15 protein-coding genes are annotated in these 17,356 nt (G+C 59.4%); 9 read left to right on the forward strand and 6 right to left on the reverse strand.

The window, feature by feature from the left end; genetic code table 11:
* Window positions 1-8: 8 nt before the first annotated feature.
* Complete coding sequence (locus tag BLW11_RS20465; protein WP_048360176.1) at window positions 9-488, reverse strand: sigma-70 family RNA polymerase sigma factor; 480 nt, start codon at window positions 486-488, stop codon at window positions 9-11.
* A 309-nt stretch (window positions 489-797) separates the two neighbouring features.
* Here BLW11_RS20465 and BLW11_RS20470 point away from each other — a divergent pair, with 309 nt between their 5' ends.
* The 4 genes from BLW11_RS20470 to dkgB all read left to right on the forward strand — a co-directional run bounded on the left by BLW11_RS20470 (window position 798) and on the right by dkgB (window position 6,249).
* The gene (locus tag BLW11_RS20470) at window positions 798-1,964 is read left to right on the forward strand and encodes an efflux RND transporter periplasmic adaptor subunit (RefSeq protein WP_048359573.1); all 1,167 of its coding nucleotides are present in this window, start codon (window positions 798-800) and stop codon (window positions 1,962-1,964) included.
* Complete coding sequence (locus tag BLW11_RS20475) at window positions 1,965-3,935, forward strand: MacB family efflux pump subunit (protein WP_048359574.1); 1,971 nt, start codon at window positions 1,965-1,967, stop codon at window positions 3,933-3,935. It abuts the gene before it with no gap.
* Between the two features lie 7 nt (window positions 3,936-3,942).
* Window positions 3,943-5,349, forward strand: coding sequence for an efflux transporter outer membrane subunit (locus tag BLW11_RS20480; RefSeq protein ID WP_048359575.1), 1,407 nt, complete (start codon window positions 3,943-3,945; stop codon window positions 5,347-5,349).
* 96 nt (window positions 5,350-5,445) lie between these two features.
* Window positions 5,446-6,249, forward strand: coding sequence for a 2,5-didehydrogluconate reductase DkgB (gene dkgB, locus BLW11_RS20485; RefSeq protein ID WP_048359576.1), 804 nt, complete (start codon window positions 5,446-5,448; stop codon window positions 6,247-6,249).
* 79 nt (window positions 6,250-6,328) lie between these two features.
* On the opposite strand, the gene zapE is transcribed toward dkgB, so the two are convergent.
* Window positions 6,329-7,447: a cell division protein ZapE gene (gene zapE / locus BLW11_RS20490; RefSeq protein WP_048359577.1), complete on the reverse strand. Its 1,119-nt coding sequence runs from the start codon at window positions 7,445-7,447 to the stop codon at window positions 6,329-6,331.
* Between the two features lie 302 nt (window positions 7,448-7,749).
* On the opposite strand from zapE, the gene BLW11_RS20495 reads away from it, so the two are divergent.
* The 3 genes from BLW11_RS20495 (at window position 7,750) to BLW11_RS20505 (ending at window position 9,217) form a co-directional block, all read left to right on the forward strand.
* Window positions 7,750-8,004: a DUF2790 domain-containing protein gene (locus BLW11_RS20495; RefSeq protein WP_048359578.1), complete on the forward strand. Its 255-nt coding sequence runs from the start codon at window positions 7,750-7,752 to the stop codon at window positions 8,002-8,004.
* A 275-nt stretch (window positions 8,005-8,279) separates the two neighbouring features.
* Entirely contained in the window at window positions 8,280-8,537 is a 258-nt protein-coding gene (locus tag BLW11_RS20500; protein ID WP_048359579.1) for a DUF2790 domain-containing protein, read from the forward strand.
* 110 nt (window positions 8,538-8,647) lie between these two features.
* A complete protein-coding gene (locus BLW11_RS20505) occupies window positions 8,648-9,217 on the forward strand; it encodes a GNAT family N-acetyltransferase (RefSeq protein WP_048359580.1) in 570 nt (189 codons plus the stop codon).
* 78 nt (window positions 9,218-9,295) lie between these two features.
* On the opposite strand, the gene BLW11_RS20510 is transcribed toward BLW11_RS20505, so the two are convergent.
* A complete protein-coding gene (locus BLW11_RS20510; RefSeq protein ID WP_048359581.1) occupies window positions 9,296-9,571 on the reverse strand; it encodes a PepSY domain-containing protein in 276 nt (91 codons plus the stop codon).
* A 164-nt stretch (window positions 9,572-9,735) separates the two neighbouring features.
* On the opposite strand from BLW11_RS20510, the gene BLW11_RS20515 reads away from it, so the two are divergent.
* Window positions 9,736-10,725, forward strand: a complete 990-nt coding sequence (locus tag BLW11_RS20515; RefSeq protein WP_048359582.1) for a FecR family protein — start codon at window positions 9,736-9,738, stop codon at window positions 10,723-10,725.
* Between the two features lie 256 nt (window positions 10,726-10,981).
* Window positions 10,982-11,368, forward strand: a complete 387-nt coding sequence (locus BLW11_RS20520; RefSeq protein WP_048359583.1) for a hypothetical protein — start codon at window positions 10,982-10,984, stop codon at window positions 11,366-11,368.
* On the opposite strand, the gene BLW11_RS20525 is transcribed toward BLW11_RS20520, so the two are convergent.
* From BLW11_RS20525 to BLW11_RS20535, 3 genes are all read right to left on the reverse strand, one after another.
* Entirely contained in the window at window positions 11,365-11,553 is a 189-nt protein-coding gene (locus BLW11_RS20525) for a hypothetical protein (RefSeq protein WP_048359584.1), read from the reverse strand. The two genes, BLW11_RS20520 and BLW11_RS20525, sit on opposite strands and share 4 nt — an antisense overlap.
* A 373-nt stretch (window positions 11,554-11,926) precedes the next feature.
* Entirely contained in the window at window positions 11,927-15,601 is a 3,675-nt protein-coding gene (locus tag BLW11_RS20530; protein ID WP_048359585.1) for a translocation/assembly module TamB domain-containing protein, read from the reverse strand.
* Complete coding sequence (locus BLW11_RS20535) at window positions 15,598-17,325, reverse strand: autotransporter assembly complex protein TamA (RefSeq protein WP_048359586.1); 1,728 nt, start codon at window positions 17,323-17,325, stop codon at window positions 15,598-15,600. Before BLW11_RS20535 ends, BLW11_RS20530 begins: the two co-directional genes overlap by 4 nt.
* Window positions 17,326-17,356: the final 31 nt, after the last annotated feature.

The following is a 17,356-nucleotide window of genomic DNA, read 5'->3' on the forward strand; positions in this document are numbered from 1 at the left end:
GCCCCGTTTCAGGCGTTGTCCCACTGCCGAATCCGGATCCGGCAGTGCTTCATGGCGTTGACGATGTGCTTCTCGACCACGCTGCGGGACACCCCGAGGCGCTCGGCAATTTCAAGGTGGGACAAACCATCGAGCTTGCGCAGCAAAAAGCACTCGCGGCACGCCGCCGGCAGTTCGGCGAGCGCCCGCTGGATCATGTCCAGGCGCTGCCCCTGATCCATCAACACCTGCGGCGAGGGGCTGAAAAAGCGCTCCTCGGTGTCCAGCACTTCCAGAGGTTCGACCTGTCGCAAGGTGTTGCGCCGATGGCCGTCGATTACCAGGTTAAGTGCGGTGCGATACAGAAATGCCCGGGGCTGCTCGATCGGCTCATCAGCGGTGCGCTCCAGCACCCGCACATACGCGTCATGCACCACATCTTCGGCCGCCTGGGCATTGCCTAGCCTGGCGCTCAAAAAGCCCATCAGTTCGCGATAGTAGTTTTCCAACAGGACTCCAGGCCGCAGCAGCAGCGGCAACACTCCATGAGCGCAGAAACAGATCTAATGGGACAGCGGCATGATGATGGCACTTGTGCAGATGTAATTTATAGTAATTCTCATATAGATTTAAACCCGAACGCTTAAATGTCTAAGAAATATCCAGTAACAGACGCATCCAGCAACGCCTAAATCCCTCGCCAAACCGCTCGTTTACTCAACAGCTCCCCGTGTCTGTCGTCCTGACGACAGCGTTTGCTCTGGGCATTGCGCTCAACGGCATGACGACGGGCCGATTTTCATTGGCCGGAACCCTGCATGAAACGCCCTCGACCGACCCGCCGTGCGCTGCTGATTACCCTGTGTTTATTGCTGGTCACAGCCCTGGCAGCCTGGCCATTTCTTGCGCCGGGGCGGGACGCCTATGACACCGTACCCGTCACCCGGGGCGATATTGAAAGCAGCGTGACCGCACTCGGCACCTTGCAGCCTCGCCAGTACGTCGACGTTGGCGCGCAAGCCTCAGGGCAAATCCACAAGATTCACGTCGAGGCCGGTGCCGAGGTCAAAGAAGGCCAGCTACTGGTCGAAATTGACCCCTCCACCCAGACCGCCAAACTCGACGCCAGCCGCTTCGCCATTGAAAACCTCCAGGCTCAGCTGCAAGAACAACGCGCCCTGCACGATCTGGCAATACAGCAATTGCAGCGCCAGCAACACCTGGCCAAAGGCGGCGCCACCCGCGACGAAGACGTGCAAGCCGCTCAGGCTGAAGTGCGCACCACCCAGGCCCGTATCGACATGTTCCAGGCCCTGATCCGCCAGGCCCGGGCCAGTTTGCGCAGTGACGAGGCCGAACTGGGTTACACCCGCATCTATGCGCCGATGTCCGGCACCGTGGTGGCACTGGATGCCCGCGAAGGCCAGACCCTCAATGCCCAACAGCAAACACCGCTGATACTGCGTATCGCCAGGCTCTCACCGATGACGGTCTGGGCTGAGGTGTCGGAAGCCGATATTGGCCATGTCAAACCCGGCATGCAGGCCTGGTTCACCACCCTGAGCGGTGGCAACCGGCGCTGGAACAGCACCGTGCGCCAAGTCCTGCCCGTCCCGCCCAAACCTCTCAACGAGGCCAGCCAGAGCGGCGGCAGCCCCGCGAGCAAAAGCGGCAGCGCCCGCGTGGTGCTGTACACCGTGCTGCTGGATGTCGACAACACCGATCAAGCATTGATGCCCGAGATGACCACCCAGGTATTTTTCGTCGCAGGCCAGGCCCGCGATGTGTTGCTGGCGCCGATTGTGGCCCTGCAGGGCAGCACCGAAAACGACCGCCAGAGCGCCCATGTCGTGGCGAAAAACGGCAAGATCGAGCCCCGCCAGATCCGCACCGGGATCAGTGACCGTTTACGGGTAGAGATCCTCGAGGGTCTGAACGAAGGCGATCACCTGCTGATCGGCCCCGCCACCGGCAACGGAGGCTGAATGCCCACTCCCCTGATCGACCTGCAGGACATCCGCAAAGTCTACGGCGGTATCGATACCCCTGAAGTTCACGTGCTCAAGGGCATCAACCTGTCGATCCATGCCGGGGAATTCGTCGCCATTGTCGGCGCCTCGGGTTCGGGCAAGTCAACTCTGATGAACATCCTCGGCTGTCTCGACCGCCCGACGTCGGGGCGCTACCTGTTTGCCGGGGAAGACGTGGCCCACCTCGACAGCGACGAGCTGGCCTGGTTGCGCCGCGAAGCCTTTGGGTTTGTATTCCAGGGCTACCACCTGATCCCCTCGGCCTCGGCCCAGGAAAACGTCGAAATGCCGGCCATCTATGCCGGCACCCCGGCCGCGGAACGCCATGCCCGCGCAGCGGCCCTGCTGGAGCGCCTGGGCCTGGCCGAACGCACTGCCAACCGCCCGCACCAGCTGTCCGGCGGCCAGCAACAGCGGGTGTCCATCGCCCGCGCCCTGATGAACGGCGGGCACATCATCCTCGCGGACGAGCCCACCGGCGCCCTCGACAGCCACAGCGGCGCCGAAGTCATGACCCTGCTCGACGAACTGGCGAGCCAGGGCCACGTGGTGATCCTGATTACCCACGACCGCGAAGTCGCGGCGCGGGCCAACCGGATCATCGAAGTGCGCGACGGCGAGGTCATCAGCGACAGTGCCAACGGCCAGCCTGCTGCCGTGAGTGACAACCCCCAAGCCCTGCAGGCCATTGATCTGCGCAAGCGCCTGAATGAAGGCAGCGAAGCCCGTGGCGCCTGGAAAGGCGAGCTGGTCGACGCCGTTCACGCCGCCTGGCGGGTGATGTGGATCAACCGCTTCCGCACCGCCCTGACCTTGCTCGGCATTGTCATCGGCGTGGCCTCGGTGGTGGTGATGCTAGGCGTCGGCGAAGGCAGCAAGCGCCAGGTGATGGCCGAAATGGGCGCCTTCGGCTCCAACATCATTTACCTCAGCGGCATGTCGCCCAGGCCCAGGGCGCCGCTGGGCATTGTCACCCTCAATGACGTGGCCGCCCTGTCGACCTTGCCCCAGGTGAAAATGATCATGCCCATCAATGGCGCCGAAATCGGCGTGCGTTACGGCAACGTCGACCACACCCTGTACACCGGCGGCAACGGCATCGACTTTCCGGCGATTTTCAACTGGCCCGTGGTCCAGGGCAGCTTCTTCACCCAGGCCGACGAAAACGCCGCCGCCGCTGTGGCAGTGATCGGCAAAAAGGTGCGCGACAAGGTGCTCAAAGATGTACCCAACCCCATTGGCCAGTACATCCTGCTGGAGAACGTGCCTTTTCGCGTCGTTGGCGTGCTGGCCGAAAAGGGCGCCAGCTCCGGCGACTCGGACAGCGACACACGCATCGTGGTGCCCTACTCCGCCGCCAGCGTGCGCCTGTTCGGCAGCCATAACCCGGAATACGTGGTGATCGCCGCACTGGACGCGAGCAAGGTCCATCAAACCGAAAAAGCTATCGAGCAACTGATGCTCAAACTGCATCACGGCCAGCGCGATTTCGAAATCACCAACAACGCGGCAATGATCCAGGCCGAAGCCAAAACCCGTAACACCCTGTCGCTGATGCTCGGTTCGATTGCCGCCATCTCTCTGCTGGTGGGGGGTATCGGGGTGATGAACATCATGCTGATGACCGTGCGTGAGCGCACCCGCGAGATCGGTATCCGCATGGCCACCGGCGCCCGCCAGCGCGACATCCTGCGCCAGTTCCTGACCGAGGCCCTGATGCTCTCGGTGGTCGGCGGTGTGGCCGGCATCACCCTGGCCTTTATCGTCGGCGGCGTCCTGCTGCTGTGCGATGTGGCCGTGGCATTTTCATGGGTCGCCGTGCTTGGCGCCTTCGGTTGTGCGCTGGTGACCGGCGTCATTTTCGGCTTTATGCCGGCCCGCAAAGCTGCCCGGCTCGACCCGGTCACGGCCCTAACCAGTGAATGATCTATTGATGAAGCCGTCCTTGAGCTTGTTGTCCGTGTGCCTGCTGCTGGGCGCCTGCAGCCACTCCACCCCTGACGACACGCATGACGTGGTTGTTCCCGCCACCTGGCAGGCGCCACACGTACTTGCCCGCCAACAGATCAGCCGGCAATGGTGGCAGCAGTTTGGAAGCCCCGATCTGGATCACCTGATCAACCAGGCGCAGGTCGACAGCTACGATCTGGCCGGAGCGATGGCGCGGGTACGTCAGGCCCGTGCCACTGCCGTGATTGCCGGGGCACCGCTGCTGCCTGAAGTGAAGTTCGGCACCAACGCCAGTCGCGAAAAACTGCTGCGCGGCAAAGGCTACAGCCAACTGGATGCCCGCGACGACAACAAGGCCGTGGACTCTTTCGACACCCGCCTGAGTGCCAGCTACGAGGTGGATTTCTGGGGAGGCAAGGCCGCGGCCCACGACAGTGCACTACAGACCCTCAAGGCCAGCGAGTTTGATCGCGACACCGTCGAATTGACCCTGCTCAGTAGCGTGGCCAACAGCTACGTCCAGACCCTGGCACTCGATGAGCAAGTGCGCATTGCCCGACTCAATCTGGCCAATGCGCAAAGCGTGTTGCACGTCGTACAGACCCGCCATGACGCAGGCTCCGCAACCGCCCTGGAACTGGCCCAGCAAAAAAGCCTGGTTGCCAGTCAGCAACGATTCATTCCGCTGCTTGTGCAACAGGCCCGGGAAGCGCGTATCAGCCTGGCCGTGCTGCTTGGCCAGCCCGTACAAAATCTGACAATGGGCGATACGTCTTTTGCCCGCTTGCAGTGGCCCACCATTGGCAGCGGGCTGCCCGGCGAACTGCTCAGCCGCCGCCCGGACATCGCCAGCGCTGAAGCCAGACTGGTCGCAGCCAGTGCCGATATAACCGTCGCCCGCGCCGCCATGCTGCCCAACCTGACCCTGAGTGCCAGCATTGGCTCTGGCGCGGATCATTTCAGCGACATCCTGCACAGTCCGTTCTACAACCTCACCGCCGGGCTGGCAGCGCCAATCTTCAACAACGGGCGCCTGGGCGCCGAACGTGACAAGGCCACGGCCCGCCAGCAGGAGCTGCTGCAAACCTATCGAGGGAGCATCATCAATGCCTTGGCCGACGTCGAAAAAGCCCTCAACAGTGCCGACGGCCTGGACCGGCAAAGGCAGTGGCAGGACGAAGAACTCAAACAGGCGCAACGGGCCTTCGACATCGCGCAAAACCGTTACACCGCCGGGGCCGAGCTGCTGCTGACGGTATTGCAAACCCAGCGCACGCTGTATCAGGCCCAGGAGCAGCACGTGCAACTGCGCATGGCGCGGCTGCAGGCCAGTATTGCCCTGTACAAGGCGCTGGGGGGTGGCTGGGCAGTTTCAGGGGGCGATTCATGACCTGAGGTCAAAAGTGCTTTGCTTGACCGGCGGTTTTTCCCACAGATCAGGGCGAGGATACTCAACCTCAATCTTACGACCTCCAAGGAGTCATCCATGACAGTTCCAGCATTCGGTCTCGGCACGTTCCGCCTCAAGGGCCAAGTGGTTATCGACTCGGTCAAAACCGCCCTGGACCTGGGTTACCGCGCAATCGACACCGCACAGATCTATGAAAACGAAGCTGACGTCGGCCTGGCCATTGCCGAGAGTGGCGTGGAACGTGATGCGCTGTTTATCACCAGCAAAATCTGGGTCAGCCACTTTGCCAAAGACCAGTTGATCCCAAGCCTTAAGGACAGCCTGAAAAAGCTGCGCACCGACCGCCTTGACCTGACGCTGATCCACTGGCCATCACCAGGCAATGAAGTACCCGTCGCGGAGTTCATGGGCGCACTGCTTGAGGCAAAACAACTGGGCCTGACCAGACAAATCGGCGTCTCGAACTTCACCATCGCGCTGATGAAAGAAGCCATTGCCGCCGTCGGCGCCGAGAATATCGCCACCCACCAGATCGAACTGCACCCGTATCTGCAAAACCGCAAAGTGGTGGAATTCGCACAGAGCCAAGGCATCCATATCACCTCGTACATGACCCTGGCTTACGGTGAAGTACTGAAAGATCCAGTGATTATCGAGATCGCCAAGCGCCATGACGCCACGCCAGCGCAAGTGACCCTGGCCTGGGCCATGCAGTTGGGTTACTCGGTGATTCCATCGTCCACCAAAAGCGCCAACCTTCAGAGCAACCTCAAGGCCTGCGAGCTGACACTCACCGATGGGGATATGGCACAGATCGCCGCGCTGGATCGCGGACATCGCCTGACCAACCCGCAAAGCGTTGCGCCTGCGTGGGATTGATCTTGCGGCTACCCCAAACCCTGTAATTGCAGCCTCGTTCGACGAGTCAGCGACTGCAGGGTTTCAACAAAATCACGGGTTATTGCAGACCAAACCGCTGCAACTGCATTTCCTGCAGACGGCTCAATGTCCGGCGAAAGGCAAACTCCAGGTAACCCTTGGTGTAGAGCTGGTCCATTGGCACCTGAGCCTCGATGCACACCGGCACTTTACGGTCGTAGCATTCATCAATCAGGGCGATAAAACGCCGCACGCTGTCATCGTATTTGGACAGCTGCGGCAGTTCCCGATCCCCCGCCTCGACTTTCACTGCCCCGTCTTCCGTGCCGCGGGCAATTTTGCCCTCGCGCTGTTCGGCACTCAAGCAAGGCACATCGCTGAGCAACATCACCTTGTAGCGGTCGCAGATATCCATAAATTCGGTGGCCGCCAGCGGCTGCTCGCACAGTTCATGAAACGTGCACCACAGCACCGCATCACTGGCCTGCACCACACTCAGCGAGCGATGACCCACGCTGATCGGTTGATCAGACACCGTCTGCCCCCGGGTCAGGTCCCTGAACACCGTGTCGATCGCGCCCGGCTGGCCCGGCACGGTCACCCAATATCGCTGATGAGCAATGCCAGGGTGCAGGCGGTGATCCTCCACCCCTTGCACCGGTACTACGTCCATATGGTTGAGAATCGCCGTGATACCGGGCTCAAAGCGGTCCCGGTTGAAACCGTGGCCGTAGAGGTCTTCCGGTGGCTGGTTAGAGGTACAGACCAGCACCACGCCTTCGTCGAACATCACCTGGAACAAACGCCCCAAAATGATCGCGTCGGCGATGTCATTGACGAACAGTTCGTCAAAGCACAGCACTTTCACGTCCTCAGCCAAGCCTTTGGCCAATGCCTTGAGCGGGTCTGGCGTACCGGTCAGCTGAAACAGGCGCTGATGCACCCACTGCATAAAATGATGGAAATGTTGACGCCGGGCCGGCACCCGCAGGCTTTGGTAGAACCGGTCCATCAACCAGGTTTTACCCCGGCCCACCGGGCCCCACAAATACACGCCGTTGACCGGCTCCGCACCGCAGTGCAATGCCTCATGGCAACGCTGCAACGCCTGTACCGCCACCCATTGGGCAGGGTCATGGACAAAACCCTGCTGCTCGATGGCCTGTTGATATGCACTAAGGGGGGACTCGACATTCATGCGGGTGACTGACTCCTGAATCAGAGAGGCGAGTATGCCAGCAAGGTGACAACCGGAGCACTTGAAAAAAGCCAGAGCGCCATCACATTGTTACCCAAGCGGTAATAGAGCCTTTTGCCATCAGGCCTTTTTGATTTGATGGATCAGCGTAACCTTACTCACATGCTTCACGCATGGGTTGACATTGATACACGGTACTTCGTACGCACTTGATAACTTTTACATGTGTCGTAACTTCTTCCCGCCTCATCGGCAAATGAAGTCAGTCAGCTTTAACTCTTGATTACTTTAGAGGCCACACAATGAAAAACTTAATTGCGCTCGTACTTGCCGGCTTTGCAACGTTGGCGATTGCAGGTGAAACATCCTCGGTTCAACAACCGGCGGTAGAACAGTACAACTACGGTACGAAACTGGACATCGCACGTGTGATCAGCCTGTCCACTATTCCTGACGTGTGTGAAGTCGTACCGGCAACCATGACCTATGAAGACTCCCAGGGTCAGCGCCACACCCTTGAATACCAGGCAATGGGCGACGGTTGCAGCACCCACTGACAAACAGCGGCTACGTCCACAAGCCCCCTTTCACAGGGGGCTTTTTGTTGTGCGCAGAAAACGCCGGAGGGATTGTTACTGATCTGACAAGACTGCTTGGCGATCTTTTGACTTTAATCAAAACACCCGGCGCGTATTCTATGTTCATCCCTCACCGCAACATTGAAACAGGGCACGGTACTTCGTGTTACGCCACGGCCTCCAACAGCGTAACAACTTCTCCCGCCTGCACGGCAATTGAAGTCAGTGATTCGTGAATATTTAAGGTCTTAATAATGAAATCTTTGATCGCTCTTGCATTGATTGGTTTTTCAACGCTGGCTGCCGCTGACGAACATGCAGTAGCGCCACAACAACTGGCCGTTGAACATTACACTTACGCCACCGACCTCGACATTGCCAACGTTATCAGCGTGACGCCGACGGCCGATGTATGCGAAGTCGTACCGGCACAGATGACCTATGAAGACCATCAGGGCCAGCGTCATATTCTGGAGTACCGCGTGATGGGCAATGGTTGCAGCAACGGCTAATACCACCCCCCGACGCAACGATCAGCACCAGGCCTCCGTTTACGGGGGCTTTTTAATGGGTGACATTGAGAGGTAGTCTCAACTCAAATCCATTGCAAGGAAGCATATGCATGCCCATCACCCCGACATTGCACACCCAGCGTCTCGTGCTGCAGCCATTGCAGCTTGGCGACGCGCCCGCAATCCAGGAGCGGTTTGCCCATTGGGAAGTCGTGCGTTACCTGAATGCCGCCGTTCCATGGCCCTACCCGGCCGATGGTGCGCTGAGCTACCTGCGTGACGTGGCGTTACCCGCCATCGCGCTGGGCAAAGAGTGGCACTGGACGATTCGCCTGCTGTCGCAACCTGCCAACTTGATCGGCAGCATCAGCCTGATGGACGCCGTCGACAACAACAGGGGCTTCTGGCTGGCACCCGAGTATCAAGGCAAGGGGCTGATGGGCGAAGCCTGCGAGGCGGTGGACGCTTTCTGGTTCCAGACCCTCAATCGCGAGAGCATGAGGGTGCCCAAAGCCGCACCGAATACAGGATCGCGACGCATCTCCGAACGGGCCGGCATGCACAAGGTAAGCAGCGAAGAGAAAGACTTTGTGAGCGGAAGATTTGCCTGCGATCTGTGGGAAATCACCCAGGATCAATGGCTGGCGCGGCGCAAAAACGGCGGTGAAGGCGAGGTTTAAAACACCCGACCCTGTCGCTGCGAGCGATCAGGGTCGAGGCGAACCGCCTGATAGGCGATTCGTGTCAGGCAACCGTAATCAGTCTTTCTTCTCGGAAATGACCTTGCCGGTCGAATCGAAAATGATTTCGTATTCGAGGCCATCGACCTTTTTGATCCCTTCTGCTTTCCAGATGCCGGCAGCCGGGTCCTGAGCTTCAATTTTCTTGATCACGGTATAGCCGTTTTTGTTCTTGAGAACTTCAACCAACTCTTTGGAGAACGCCCAGTTTGGATCAACAGGGTTAGCCATTACTGCACCGGCACTCAACAAAGCAGCAGTAGTGATCACAGCAGCAAAGGTTTTCTTCAACATTGTCTTAACTCCATTAATTGATGTTGCGTCTGGTACTCAATGTGACTGGGACAACCGTAGCAGAGAAAACCCGAGCCATGAGCCTAAATGACATGCTTTTGACATGGCTCATGTTCTCGTTAGCTCTGGCGCGGGGTTAGAATGCACAAAACCGGGAAGACCCAATGAGCGATACACGCCCCACAGAAGCCGAACACGATGCCATCACCGAAGCGGCAGCTCAGTGGTGCATGCGTTTGCATGAGCCCGATTGCACCCGCCGGGAACGTGACGCTTTTGCTGTGTGGCTAAACGCCAACCCCCTGCATGCGTGCGAATACGAAGCCGTGCTGGACATCTGGGAAGTGAGCACGCACCTGCCACGCTCCGCGCCCACCGAAGCTCAGGTGATTGCCCCGCGCCGCAGCCCCTGGCAGCGTTTTGCCGTGGCCGCGGCCATCACCCTTCTCGCAGCACCCGTGGCCGCGTTCAGCGGTTGGCAATTGGGCTGGCTGCCCAATGCTTACGAACGCTTCCAGGCCGGTACCAGCGCTAAGACGGTAACCCTGCCCGATGGCAGCCAGGTCGAACTTAATCTGGGCACGCAACTGACCTTCAGCAACTATAAGGACGAGCGCCGGGTGACCCTGAGCAAGGGCGAAGCGTTTTTCAAGGTGAGCCACGATACGGCCCATCCGTTCCTGGTACAGGCCGCAGAAGGACGGGTTCGTGTCACTGGTACCCAGTTCAACGTGTGGCTGTACGAAGACCAGGTGCGGGTCACGCTGCTCGAAGGCTCTGTGCTGGTGACCAGCAACAAGAACCTCAGTGGCGACGGCCTGCGGCTGGAGCCGGGGATGCAGGCACGCTACAAGGCTGGCGACAACGCCGCGCAAATCAGCCAGATCCAGACCAACACGCAGGACCTGGCCTGGCGCAACGGCAAGCTGGTGCTGGACAACCTGTCACTGGCCGACGCCTTGCCCCTGATCAACCGCTACCTCGACACCCCCCTCTCCCTGGCCGACAGCGCCACCGGCCGGCTGCGGATCGGTGGTGTGTTCAACACACGGGAAATCAGCCACCTGGTGACCACCCTGCCCAAAGTGTTGCCGGTTTACCTGAGCGTCAGCCATGACGGCAAACCCGTATTGAACCCGCGATCAACCCTCTAACCGCCCCGCCCTTCACGACAAGCCGCCAGGCGCCGCCATCGGCCAGAAACACACCCGGGCAGTTGAAATCCGCGTCGATTAAAAAAACTTCATAAACGGTCAAAACCCCCGCCTGCACTGGGTGCGTACGCAATCGAGACGAAATTACGACAAATTTTCTACATTCCAATGTTCATGATTTAAGTCGCTCATTCGTCTAGTTAACTAAGAGCATTTTTTTCTTTTCCTGATCGGGCTCTGAAAAGGAGTTTTTTACATGCACAACTCGCATATACCAACGGATGGTAGCCAGCAGCATCGCGACGCAAATTTCCAACCCGATCCAGGGTTGCTGGAAGTACTGGCGCCCTTGCACGGCAACGAACGGATCCGTCACCTGCTCAAATGCTTCGGGCTGCGTACCAGCCTGGTGCGACTCAAGGTCATTGACGCGTTGCTGACCGCGGCCGGGAATGAGCGCCGGCTCGGGGTGCGCGGTATGCACAGCCATTTGCAGGCACTGGATATCCCACTGTCATTCCTGAGTGTGCGCGAGGTGCTCAAACGTTTGTGCAGCGAGGGGGTGGTGGTGCTCAACAGCGACAAAAGCTACAGCCTGCACCCGCAGGCTGAAGCCGTTTTGACAGGCAGGATCGAAGCTTAAATCTTGGTCTTGCGGCGCATCACACCGTTGATCACCACCACGACCACTGCCACGCCGATGGCGATGTACTGGAACATTTTCTCGGTGATCATGCCGGCGTTTTGCATGTACGAAAGACCGAACATGATCCCCAGAACGACCAGTGAAATTAAAATCGAGTATTTCAAGCGTTGCGAAGAGGTCATAGCCTGTTCCTGAAAGTAAGTCTGAAAACGCAAACCGGAAATTTAACAAATATGTTTGGTTTGCACAGATGATTTGAAACATCCGGGGTCTCATCTTACAGCCGGGGAAGCTTTTTAGCTGCCGCCGGTTCTAACCATGAGGATCTGCACATGCTGCGTCGAATCACCAGGCTGGTTCCGTTATTGCTCATCCTGGCCATGAGCGGATGCGTGTTTTTTCCAGGTCATGGATGGCACGACGGCCACCGTTACCATGATGGTGGCCCAGGTTATTACCACCGCTGACAAAACAGCCCGAGCCTGCCCCACAGGCTCGGGTTAACGTCCAAAGCCGCTGCCGGAGGCCGCGACTACGCGATTGCTGGTGGTATCTCTAGAAATCCCGCTTATAGAAGATATCCAGCGAGCTGGCCACACCACTGGCCACCTCGACATACACCCGCTTGCTCAGCTTGTAACGCAGCGCAATGGTGCTGGCAGGTTCAAACACGCCAACCCCGTAACGCACGCTCAAGCGCTCGTTGATCTTGCCACTGGCCACCACTGCGGTGTCATTGCCGCTGCCTTCGGTGTCGAGTTCAAAATCCTTGATCCCCAAGTGATTCGCCAAGCCGGTGGTAACCCCCGAACTGCCCATCAACCCGAGGCCCAACGCAGCTTGCGCCAGCAGGTTTTCATCTTCGCCGGTCCCCGTCAGCGGACGCCCCAGAATCAGGTACGACAGCGCCTGCTCCTGGCTCATGGCCGGTTCCGAGAAGATTTGGGTGGTGGGTTGTTCGGCACTGCCAGTCAGACGAATCCCGGCGATAACATCGTCGGTCTGGCGGATCGCTTCAATGTCCAGATACGGCTGGGCAATCGGCCCCGCAAACAACAGCCGCGCCCGGCGAATGGTCAACTTTTGGCCATAAGCACGGTAACGACCATTGTTCAGGCGCAACTCGCCACGGGTGTCCATGTTGTTGCCAATATGCACCTGCCCCGCCAGATCGGCGTTCAGGCCAAAGCCCGAAAACGTCAGCAGCTCTTGCCCCACCGCCACCGTGATGTCCATGTCGACGACCATCGGTGGCGCCTGATCCGCCGCTTGCTGCCCAACGATCACGGTGTCATCTGACACCTTGACCGTCGAGGGCGGCAACTCGCGAACCACGATTTCACCCTTGGGGACGTTCACTCGACCTGAGATCAACAAGTTGCTGCCCGGATTAAGGGATATTTTCAAGTCAGGGGCAACTTCAAGCTTGGCGTAAGGCTCGACCGTGACCGGCAGGTTGTTACCCTTGACCAGCACGTTGACCGCCATCGCCTGGCCCCAGGCCACATCGCCGGAGATACTGCCCTGCCCTTGCGGGCCGCTGGTCCAGCCACCGGCAAGTTGCGCCGTCTCACCGTTGATGCGCGCTGTCAGTTGCAGGTTCTCGAAGTTGGTCGGCAGTTGCGGCCCGGAAATTTCGCCACCGGTCAGCGCCACGTTACCCATGACATGGGGCGCCAGCAAACTGCCCGAGATCGTGCCCGAGCCGTTCAACAGGCCAGTGAGTTTTTCCACCATCGGTGCAAACGGCCGGATAACCGACACATCCAGCCCCACCAGGCGGAACTCGCCGGTAATCGGTTTGTTTTTGGGCAACGGGTTGATGCGTGCCGCGAGCATCAGTTGCCCCAGCCTTCCGCCATCGAAATCGAGCCGGGATTCGACCCGGTTAGGCGTCAGGTTGCTGGTCAACTTGAACGCCTTGTACGGGAAGTCCAGCCACTGGCCTTTGTCTTTGATGCGCAACGTACCACCGCTGGCATCCACCACCACCTGGCCTTTTGGCCCGCTGGCCGGCAGGTCCAGCATCAGGTCGGCATTGAGCTGGCCTTGCCACTGGAAGTCCTTGGGCAACCACTGAGCCAGGCTGTCGAGGGGGAATTGCTTGAGGTGCAAACGCAGTTTCGGATCGGGCACCAGACGCTGCTCTTCGCTGCACAGACTGGCCGGGCCGGAGATCCAGCACTGCGCCCCAAGATTGAGCCGACCATCGGCCAGCCGTTCCAGCCGCGCCGGGTTTTGCAGCACCCAGTCCTGACCGCCGGCCTTGATGTCACCACTGACCAGCCGCCCGCGCCAATTGTCTTTATCCAGGCCGCCATCCAGCGCCAGGCCCAGGTTCAGCATTGGCCCCTGCAACGCCAATTTGAGCTGTTGGCGTTTGATATCGCCGCTGCCGTTGGCGGTCAATACACCCAACTGAGTATCACCGACTCGAATCCCGCTGCCTTTGAGGTCCAACTGGCCACGCTGATTGCGATCCAGGCTGGCATCCAGCGTCAGGCTTTGCAGGTGATTGTCGGCAAACGCCAACTGTTGACCATTGAGCACGACCTTGCCTTGCGGCGCCTTGAGCGTCCCGCCCAGGTCGACTCGGCCCTTGAGCTGGCCACGCAGTTCTGGCCACAGTTGCCCCAGACGCGGCATGTTCAGATCAAGCTGGGCCTTAAGTTGCTGCTGCAAGCTGGCGGTACCGTTGATTCGGTTATCCCCCAGGCGAATGTCCAGCGCACTGACCGTCCAGGCCTCACCCGCACCTTCGGCCTTTGCTTGCAGCACCGCCGGCAGGCCGCGCAAACGGCCTTTCAGATCGAGGTTGGCATTGAGTTCAAGGCGTTCATTTTTGAATGAGCCTTTGCTGCGCAACGGCCCCGCCAGCGTACCCGGCAATTCGGCGACCCAATACGCAGGATCAATCGCACTCAAATCCAGCGCCGTGTCCCAGGCCACGCCATCGGCGAACTGCACATTGGCATGACCCTCGGCCTTGCCCTGCCCGGCAACCAGTTTGAGTTCCGGCAGGAAAATCTTGCCCAGGTCGCCACTGAACGGGCTGCTGAGACTGAACGCCCCTGCTGGACCATCCAGGTCAGCCTTGAAGTTGCCCAGGTAATTGCCATCGCGATAAGACACTTCACCGGCGAACGTGCGCAGGTCCACATCAGGTTTGGCAATCAGCGGATAGAGGTTGTGCCAGGGGAACGCCAGCCAATCGATTTTGGCCTCGGCACTCAAGCCTTCGTGCCAGTCCACCTGGCCGGACAGCTTCAAGTGCTGCTGCGGGCTCGCCGTCAGATCCAGCGCCGAGACTTGCGCGCCCTTGGCATCCACTCGCCCTTTGAGCAACAGGCTCACGGGGGCGTTTTCGGCCGGCAATGTGGCGCTGCCGTTCAACTCGTAGCCGTTTTTGAGGTCGCCTTTGGCCGTGAGCACCACCTGGTTGAGCTGCAAGGTATCCGGCAGGTCCGGGGTAGCCTTGAACTGCTCCGAGGTGATCTTCAGCTGTGCCGGAAGGTTGTCCGCCAAGGGCTGCAACTCACCCGCCAGGTGTGCGTTGAGGTAACCGCTGCTGTCAGCCGTGAGGTTCAGCGTGGTACGCACATTGCCATCGACCTTGAGGGCCAGCGCCAAGGGTTTGTCTCCCGGTGCTGGCAGGCTGATGTTGCCCTGCAAGGTCAGCGGCCAGTCGCCATTGGGTTGTAGCAGCCCGGACAACTCCACGCTCAGGTCTTCGCGCTCGACATTCACCGAGTCGATCTGCAAGCCCTTGGCGGTCCACTGCGCCGACATTTGCAGCCCCTTGAGCTGCTCGATGCCGTTGAACAGCACATTGCCGACCTTCACCACCCCGACTTCAATCGCCAGCGGCAACTTCAGGTCCGGCAGGCTGATCGGACCACTGCTGCTGTCTTCACTCGGGGGCAATTGCAGGCTGATTTTATCGGCCTGCAACTGATCGATGCACAGGGTCATGCGCGTCAGGCAGCCGGGTGACCAGGCAAAGATCGGCTTGCTCACCTCCACCCGGCTGGTGCCCTGCTCCCACAACAGGTGATCGGCACCCCACTGGCCGCCCAGGCGTCCGGCAAAGTTATCGACCTGCAAGCCCGGCACCTGCCCCAGTACCCAGCGGCTGCCCGCTTGTGTACCCAGAATAATGCCCACACTGACAACCACCAGCAGCACTAACGTCAACACCACCAGGCCCGCTATTTTCAAACCACGAATCACAGTTCTGGCCCCATGGAAAAGTGCAAACGAACGCCGCCGTCATCGTCCAGCGCATGGGCCAGATCGAGACGTATCGGGCCGACCGGCGAGACCCAGCGGATACCCACGCCGACCCCGGTTTTCAGGCTTGGAAAGTCCAGCGTGTTGAATGCATTGCCCTGGTCGACAAAGGTCGCCCAGCGCCATTTTTCAGCAAACTGATATTGATATTCGAGACTGCCGGCCAGCATGTACCGCCCACCGATACGGTCACCTTCCGAGTTTTTCGGTGACAGGCTCTGGTAGTCATAACCGCGCACGCTCTGGTCGCCACCGGCGAAAAAGCGCAAGGACGGCGGGATCGACTTGTAGCCGTTGGTGGCGCTGCCGCCAAACTGGATCCGGCCCAGGAAACGGTGCTTGTCCCACAAGGTGGTCAAGGCCTTGAACTTCACATCGCCGTGAAACAGGTTGGTATCAGACAACAACCCTTCCTTGGCCACTTGCATGTCCGTGGTCACGCTGTAGCCGTGGCTGGGGTCGATACGGTTATCGCTGCGCAACACCGAATAGCTGACACCCGGCATCAGCAAAGTACTGAGGCCCGAGTCATCGCCCAGGCGATATTCTTCATGCTGCCATTTAAGCGACACAATTCGCGTCCAGCCGTTATCCAGCTTGCTGTGCCACTCGGGGCCAACCGTGAGCAACTTGCTCAGGGTATCGGTGTTGGCAATTTCTTCGTTCTGATAGCCGGCAGCAATACGCAGCTTGTCGGTCAGCGGCGGGTCCAGCGGGATGTCATACCATGCGCCGACGTTTTGCTTGGGCTGGGAAATTTCAGATTCGAAGCCATAGCTGTCACCGCGCGGGTTCTCCCAGTGTCGCGTCCAGCTGGCTTTGCCACGGGCACCGGTGTCGGTCGAATAGCCCAGACCCAGGGTCATGGTGCGCGGCTTGCGGGTTTCCAGGTCAACATCGACCGGGATCACCTGCCCCACGGCAGTACTTGGCGCGGCATCAACCCGCACGATTTCAAAGTAGCCACTGCTTTGCAGGTTTTGATTGAGCTCGGCGACCAGTTCCGAATCGTATGGGGTGTCGGGTGTAAAGGGCACCATGCGTTGCAGCAGGGTTTGGTCAAAGGGGGCGTCACCGGCAAAATTGACCTTGCCAAGCAAGTAACGCGGCCCGCTTTCGTAGACCAGATTGATATCCGCAAACCCGCCTTTAGGGTCCACCAAAAGTTCGTGCTGCGTAAATTTGCCGTTGAAAAAACCGTAGCGCAGGGCACGGTTCTGGATCATGCGCTTGGCATCTTCGTAGTTGCCCTGATTGAGCACCGCGCCGGGTTTCAGATCATCACTGGCGGGGATTTGAAAAGCCTTGAGCGAGGCAGCCGGGCCTTCGACACGCACATTGACGTTGCGCAGATGCACCGGTTCTCCGGGATCGATGCTCAACACCAGGCGCGGCGGATCGCCGGGCTTAACCTCGGATTCTATGATGGGCTGGTAGTAGCCCAAGGCTTGGGATGCTTTAAGGGCCTGCTCTTGCGCGCCACGCTGAAAGCGCAACAACGCTTTCTCGTCGCGATCGCCGAGGCTGCCGATATAGCCTTCCACATTGGCCTTGAGGGCGTTGTTTGCCGGTTTGACCTTGACCACCAGCTCGCTTTGGGCAAACGCCGCAAAACTGCTGAGCAGCAGGACAACACCACTGGTAAATCTTCCTGGAAACTTCATAGGCGCGGATGCTATCACGGGCTGGGGTACT

It is taken from the genome of Pseudomonas deceptionensis (genome assembly GCF_900106095.1).
GTDB classification, from domain to species: domain Bacteria; phylum Pseudomonadota; class Gammaproteobacteria; order Pseudomonadales; family Pseudomonadaceae; genus Aquipseudomonas; species Aquipseudomonas deceptionensis.

Coding starts and splice junctions, on each gene's coding strand:
- BLW11_RS20470 (WP_048359573.1), top strand. CDS start 798: ATGAAACGCCCTCGACCGACCCGCCGTGCGCTGCTGATTACCCTGTGT.
- BLW11_RS20475 (WP_048359574.1), top strand. CDS start 1,965: ATGCCCACTCCCCTGATCGACCTGCAGGACATCCGCAAAGTCTACGGC.
- BLW11_RS20480 (WP_048359575.1), top strand. CDS start 3,943: ATGAAGCCGTCCTTGAGCTTGTTGTCCGTGTGCCTGCTGCTGGGCGCC.
- dkgB (WP_048359576.1), top strand. CDS start 5,446: ATGACAGTTCCAGCATTCGGTCTCGGCACGTTCCGCCTCAAGGGCCAA.
- zapE (WP_048359577.1), bottom strand. CDS start 7,447: ATGAATGTCGAGTCCCCCCTTAGTGCATATCAACAGGCCATCGAGCAG.
- BLW11_RS20495 (WP_048359578.1), top strand. CDS start 7,750: ATGAAAAACTTAATTGCGCTCGTACTTGCCGGCTTTGCAACGTTGGCG.
- BLW11_RS20500 (WP_048359579.1), top strand. CDS start 8,280: ATGAAATCTTTGATCGCTCTTGCATTGATTGGTTTTTCAACGCTGGCT.
- BLW11_RS20505 (WP_048359580.1), top strand. CDS start 8,648: ATGCCCATCACCCCGACATTGCACACCCAGCGTCTCGTGCTGCAGCCA.
- BLW11_RS20510 (WP_048359581.1), bottom strand. CDS start 9,571: ATGTTGAAGAAAACCTTTGCTGCTGTGATCACTACTGCTGCTTTGTTG.
- BLW11_RS20515 (WP_048359582.1), top strand. CDS start 9,736: ATGAGCGATACACGCCCCACAGAAGCCGAACACGATGCCATCACCGAA.
- BLW11_RS20520 (WP_048359583.1), top strand. CDS start 10,982: ATGCACAACTCGCATATACCAACGGATGGTAGCCAGCAGCATCGCGAC.
- BLW11_RS20525 (WP_048359584.1), bottom strand. CDS start 11,553: ATGACCTCTTCGCAACGCTTGAAATACTCGATTTTAATTTCACTGGTC.
- BLW11_RS20535 (WP_048359586.1), bottom strand. CDS start 17,325: ATGAAGTTTCCAGGAAGATTTACCAGTGGTGTTGTCCTGCTGCTCAGC.